Raw genomic sequence first — 6,000 nt, 5'->3', positions numbered from 1 at the left:
CCGTATTCGAAGCCGAGCACCCCGTATTCGGACAGAGTGCTGTCATAGACCTCGAATTTGCCATGCGGCAGCGTGGTCAGCGGGATGTATTTGCGTTCGTCCTGCTGGTCGGTCCACACCGCGTGACGCTGGCTGAAGGTGCCGCGCCCGGAATCCTGGCCGGATAGACGCACGCCGTATCCTTCGGTGACGAGGCTGCCGAAAGCGAGCGCTTCCGCCGTTGCCCAGTCGAACCCGTCGTTATTGGCAAACATCGCCCGCTTGGCGTCGATCACCCGGCCCAGCGTCTTGTGGATGTGCAGATCATCGGGAACGGTGGTCAGCGTCCGGCCGAGACTGTCGAACAGCTTGCGCTCGATTCCCGTGTCGACATTGCGCCGCGCGGTTTCCGGATCGGCCGGCTTGTGCAGCCCGCTCCACCGGCCGGTGAACCAGTCGGCGGAATTGGGGACGTAGCTTTTTGCGGCTTCGAAATCTTTTTCCAGCGAGGTGGTGAATTCCTCCACCAGACTGTCGGCAAATCCTTCCACCACTTCGCCTTCGGCAATCAGACGCGCTTCGTAGATTTCGCTGACCTTGGGGTGTTTGCGGATCTTGTCGTACATCAGCGGCTGGGTGAAGCTCGGCTCGTCGCCTTCGTTATGGCCGAAGCGGCGATAGCACCACATGTCGATCACGATGTCGCGGTGGAACAGCTGGCGGTATTCGATCGCCAGTTTGCAGGCGAAGGTCACCGCTTCGGGATTGTCGCCGTTGACGTGCAGGATCGGGGCCTGGACGCCCTTGGCCACGTCGGAGGGATAGGGGCTGGACCGGGCAAACTGCGGGCTGGTGGTGAAACCGATCTGGTTGTTGATCACGAAATGAAGGCAGCCGCCGGTGTTGTAGCCGCGCACGCCCGACAGTCCGAAGCATTCCCACACCACGCCCTGTCCGGCAAAGGCCGCATCGCCGTGGATTAGCACGGGCAGCACTTGTTCGTTCTTGTTCAGATCGTCGCGGATCGCCTGCTGCGCGCGGGCCTTGCCGAGCACAACGGGATCGACCGCTTCCAGATGGCTGGGGTTGGGGACCAGCGACATATGCACCTCGATCCCGTCGAATTCACGGTCGGTGCTGGTGCCGAGGTGGTATTTCACATCGCCCGAACCGCCGACGTCGTCGGGATTGGCGCTGCCGCCGGAAAATTCGTGGAAGATGACCTTGTAGGGCTTGGCCATGACATTGGCGAGAATGTTCAACCGCCCGCGGTGGGCCATGCCGTAGATGATTTCCCGAACACCCAGCTGGCCGCCGTATTTGATCACCGCCTCCAGCGCCGGGATCATCGATTCCCCGCCGTCGAGGCCGAACCGCTTGGTCCCGACATACTTCTTGCCGAGAAACTTCTCGTATTGCTCGCCCCGGATCACCGCGCCCAGAATGGCGCGCTTTCCTTCGGGGGTGAACTGGATCACCTTGTCCGGCCCCTCGATCCGGTCCTGGATGAACCGGCGCTCCTCGACATCGGCGATATGCATGTAATCGAAGCCGACCTGGCCGCAATAATTGGCGCGCAGCACCTCGACCAGATTGCGCGGAGTTTCCCATTCGAGGTTGAGATTGCCGCCGAGATACACCGGCTCGTCCAGCGATTTTCCGGTGAAGCCGTGCCAATCCAGCTTCATATCGTCCGGCAATTCGCGCTGGCTGAGGCCGAGTGGATCGAGGTCCGCCGCCAGATGCCCGCGCACTCGGTAGGTGCGGATCAGCAGCATCGCCCGGATGGAGGCATCGGCGGCTTTCTCGATCGCCGCTTCGTCCATCACCTTGCCGCCGCGGTCCGCCGCGGCCTTGACCGCAATCTTCATCGCCGTCGGATCGAGCGCCTGCGTCAAATCGTCCGCACTGTCGCCGCCCACCATCGGCCAGCGCGGGTTGGACCATGATGGCCCCGCCTGCGGATCTTCGGACTGTCCGTCCAGCTCGAAATCGTGGTTTTCATTACCCATGGTCGGACGTCCTCAAACTGCCGAGGCGAGCTGCGGATACAGGTCGAGCCATTGCGGATTGTGTTCCTCGATACGTTTGAGCTTCCATGCCCGGTTCCATTTCTTCATCCGTTGTTCGAACGCACGGGCGTCCGCAATATTCTCATGCTGTTCGAACCAGACGAGCAGCTTGCAGCCGTATTCGCGCGTGAACCCCGGAACCGCCCCCGATTTGTGCTGGAAAGCCCGCAGCGGCAGATTGGTGGTAGCGCCGATATAGATCGTTCCGTTTCGCTTGCTGGCCATGATGTAGACCCAGGCGGGGCGCACTTCCTTTCACCTTACCGACCGGAATGCTGCTGGAGCGCCCGGAGCAACTGGGCCCCCGAAGCGCAACCCTGCAAAACCCGGCCCAGCATCCCGCTTACACCAGCTCCTTCAGCATCGCATCCAGCGTGGTGCCGAGTTCCGAAGGCGAGGGCGAAACACGGATACCCGCAGCTTCCATCGCCGCGATCTTGTCGTCCGCGCCGCCTTTGCCGCCTGAAACGATGGCGCCCGCATGGCCCATGCGCCGGCCCGGAGGGGCGGTGCGGCCGGCGATGAAACCGACCATCGGTTTGCTGCGGCCCAGCTTCGCCTGTTCGGCGATGAATTCGGCCGCTTCTTCTTCCGCGCTGCCGCCGATCTCGCCGATCATGATGATCGACTTGGTTTCATCGTCGGACAGGAACAGGTCGAGCACGTCGATGAAATTGGTCCCGTTGACCGGGTCGCCGCCGATGCCGACCGCAGTGGTCTGGCCGAGGCCGACCATCGTGGTCTGGTGCACCGCTTCGTAAGTCAGCGTGCCGGAACGCGAAACCACGCCGACGCTGCCCTTCTTGAAGATGGAGCCGGGCATGATGCCGATCTTGCATTCGTCGGGAGTCAGCACGCCGGGGCAGTTCGGCCCGATCAGGCGCGAGTTGGAACCGCGCAGCGCGGCCTTTACCCGAACCATATCGAGCACTGGAATGCCTTCGGTAATGGTGATGATCAATTCCATCTCGGCATCGATCGCTTCGCAGATCGCATCAGCAGCAAATGGCGGCGGAACATAGATGCACGATGCGGTCGCGCCGGTGGCGGCCTTGGCTTCGCGCACGGTGTTGAAATTGGGCAGGCCGATATGCGTCGTGCCGCCTTTCCCGGGAGTCACGCCGCCGACCATCTGCGTCCCGTAATCGAGCGCCTGCTGGGTGTGGAACGTTCCGGTTTCACCGGTCATCCCTTGTGTGATGACCTTGGTGTGTTTGTTTACGAGGATGGACATTCAATGGGCTCCGAACTGTCTTGATCGATTTCTGAATTCGAGGTGTGCGGCGCGATCACGCCAGCGAGCTATCCAGCGCCTTGCACGCTTCGAGCAGTTCCTTGACCGCATCGACGCTGACGGTGAGGTTCGCGCGTTCTTCGTCCGACAATTCGATTTCGATCACGTCTTCGGTGCCACCAGCGCCAATCACGGTAGGGACGCCCACGTAAAGTCCGTTGAGGCCATATTTGCCCTCGACATAGGAGGCGGAGGGCAGGATGCGCTTGCTGTCGCCCAGATAGGCCTCGGCCATGGCGATCGCGCTGGTGGCGGGGGCGTAATAGGCTGAGCCATTGCCAAGCAGCTGGACGATTTCACCGCCGCCCGCGCGGGTGCGCTTGACGATTTCGTCGAGGCGCGCTTCGTCGATGCCCTTGATCCTGGCCATATCCTTCACGGGGATGCCGTTGATCGTGGAATAGGACAGGACCGGCACCATCGTGTCGCCGTGGCCGCCGAGCACGAAGGCGTTTACGTCCTTCACCGAAACGCCGAATTCCCATGCAAGGAAGGTGGCGAAGCGGGCCGAGTCCAGCACACCCGCCATGCCGACCACCTTGTTGTGCGGCAGGCCGGAAAATTCGCGCAGCGCCCACACCATCGCGTCGAGCGGGTTGGTGATGCAGATCACGAACGCGTCGGGCGCGTTGTTCTTGATGCCTTCGCCTACGGACTTCATCACCTTCAAATTGATACCGAGCAGATCGTCGCGGCTCATGCCCGGCTTGCGCGGTACGCCTGCGGTTACGATCACCACATCCGCCCCGGCAATATCGGCGTAATCGTTGGTTCCGGTGATCTTCGCGTCGAAGCCTTCGATCGGGCCGCACTGGCTGAGGTCGAGCGCCTTGCCCTGCGGCATGCCTTCGGCGATGTCGAACAGGACGATGTCGCCCATTTCCTTCTTCGCGGCGAGGTGGGCGAGTGTTCCGCCGATCATGCCGGAGCCGATCAGGGCGATTTTTTTGCGGGCCATATGCGCGAGATGTCCTTCTACGGTTGCGGGACGAGACGAAAACCAGATGGTCGGCGCGTGCCAAGTCCCGCGACAAGGCCGCGCCCGTGAAAACGAGCTTTGACCTAGGCGGCGGGTGCAACGATTGCAACTGACAAAGGTGCGTACACAGCAACTATCTTTGCAAATAGTTCGCAGTAGCGATTGTGTGCGCCCAAGCGAGCCTTTTCAGCTAGCAGCGGCTATCCGAGACTTGGCGGAATGAAATTTCTAGCCGGCCTTGCGCTTGGCTTCCGCCTTGCAAAGTTCGCCATCGCGTTCCTGCGCCAGCAGCATGGCGGCGAGGTAATCAGGCACCGCGCGGCTGAAGTAATACCCTTGGCCCAAGGTGCAGCCTGCTTCGCGCACGGCCCGGACCTGTTCGACCGTTTCCAGCCCCTCGGCGACGATTTCCATTTCCAGATTGGCACCCAGTTCGGCCACCGCCCGGATGATCGCGTCGCTCTTGCGGCCGACATTCGGGCCGGACACGAAGCTGCGATCGACCTTGATTTTCTTGAACGGATATTTGTGGATGTAACTGAGCGAGGAATAGCCGGTGCCGAAATCGTCGAGCGCGAAACGGACCCCGGCGGCGGACAGCTCCTCGATGAAGCTGTTGGTCGCGTGATTGTCATCGAGGAACAGGCTTTCGGTCACTTCCAGTTCCAGCCGTGAAGGATGGAGCCCGGCATCGCGCAATGCGGTCAGGATGCCAAGGGCTGCGCCGGGGGCCTTGATCTGCATCGGCGAAAGATTGACCGCCAGCGTCACATCCTCGGGCCAACCGGCGCAGGCCTTCGCCGCCTGCGCGGTGATCCAGTTGCCGAGCGTGACGATAACCCCGGTTTCTTCCGCCACCGGAATGAATTAGTCGGGTTTCAGCTCGCCCTTCTGCGGATGGAACCAGCGCACCAAGGCTTCGAATGTGCGGATCTTGCCCGTTTCCAGGTCGACGATCGGCTGGAAAAAGATCGACAGTTCGTTCTTGACGATGGCGGAGCGCAGTTCGGCCTCGATCTCGCGCCGGCGGACCAGGTCGCGGCTCATCGCGGGGGTGTAGAAACACAGCTGATTCCGCCCGTTGACCTTCGCGTGGTACAGCGCGAGATCGGCGCGCTGCATCAGCGTGTCGGAATCGATCCCGTCTTCCGGCAGGATGGCAATGCCCATGGAAGCCCGAACTTCCAGCCGGTCGCCGTCGATCCGCACCGGGCGGATGATCTCGTCGAGCAGCCGCCCCGCGAGCTTTTCGCATTCGAGACGGCTGGAGACCTCGGCAAGGATGATGAATTCGTCGCCCCCGAACCGCGATACGGTCGCGTCGACGGAGGACGCTGCGCGTAGACGGCGGCCGATTTCCGCAAGCACGCGGTCCCCCACCGGATGGCCGAGCAGATCGTTGACTTCCTTGAACCGGTCGAGGTCGAGCCAGAACAGTGCGAGCATCCGGCCGTCCGGAAGATCCATCAGCGTTTCGACCATTGCATGGTTTAGCCCGGCCCGGTTGGCGAGGCCGGTCACCACATCGGTCCGCGCAAGTCCCTGCATCTTTGCCGCCAGCAGCGCGCTGGTTTCGGCAGAGGAGATGGAATCGCGCAGGACCTGGAAGACGTTGAGGGTGATCGACGCCATCGCGGGCAAGAGCAGCCCGATTGTCACGGCCAGCGTGATATAGG

4 protein-coding genes and 1 pseudogene are annotated in these 6,000 nt (G+C 62.0%); all 5 read right to left on the bottom strand.

Annotated elements, in window-relative coordinates; all coding sequences use genetic code 11:
* Positions 1-1,991 (bottom strand): 2-oxoglutarate dehydrogenase E1 component (locus U0988_RS00290; protein ID WP_322290655.1); only part of this gene is annotated, 1,991 nt, incomplete at its 3' end.
* A gap of 12 nt (positions 1,992-2,003) precedes the next feature.
* Positions 2,004-2,300, bottom strand: a complete 297-nt coding sequence (locus U0988_RS00285) for a GIY-YIG nuclease family protein (protein ID WP_322290654.1) — start codon at positions 2,298-2,300, stop codon at positions 2,004-2,006.
* Between the two features lie 94 nt (positions 2,301-2,394).
* Positions 2,395-3,285: a succinate--CoA ligase subunit alpha gene (gene sucD, locus U0988_RS00280; protein WP_322290653.1), complete on the bottom strand. Its 891-nt coding sequence runs from the start codon at positions 3,283-3,285 to the stop codon at positions 2,395-2,397.
* Positions 3,286-3,340: 55 nt separating this feature from the next.
* Positions 3,341-4,303: a malate dehydrogenase gene (mdh, locus tag U0988_RS00275; protein WP_322290652.1), complete on the bottom strand. Its 963-nt coding sequence runs from the start codon at positions 4,301-4,303 to the stop codon at positions 3,341-3,343.
* A gap of 249 nt (positions 4,304-4,552) precedes the next feature.
* A pseudogene (locus U0988_RS00270) lies at positions 4,553-5,956 on the bottom strand (putative bifunctional diguanylate cyclase/phosphodiesterase).
* Positions 5,957-6,000: the final 44 nt, after the last annotated feature.

The organism is Allopontixanthobacter sp. (assembly GCF_034376665.1).
GTDB lineage: Bacteria > Pseudomonadota > Alphaproteobacteria > Sphingomonadales > Sphingomonadaceae > Allopontixanthobacter.
Note: the sequence above shows the minus strand (reverse complement) of the source record. Positions and strands in the feature narration are given on the sequence as shown.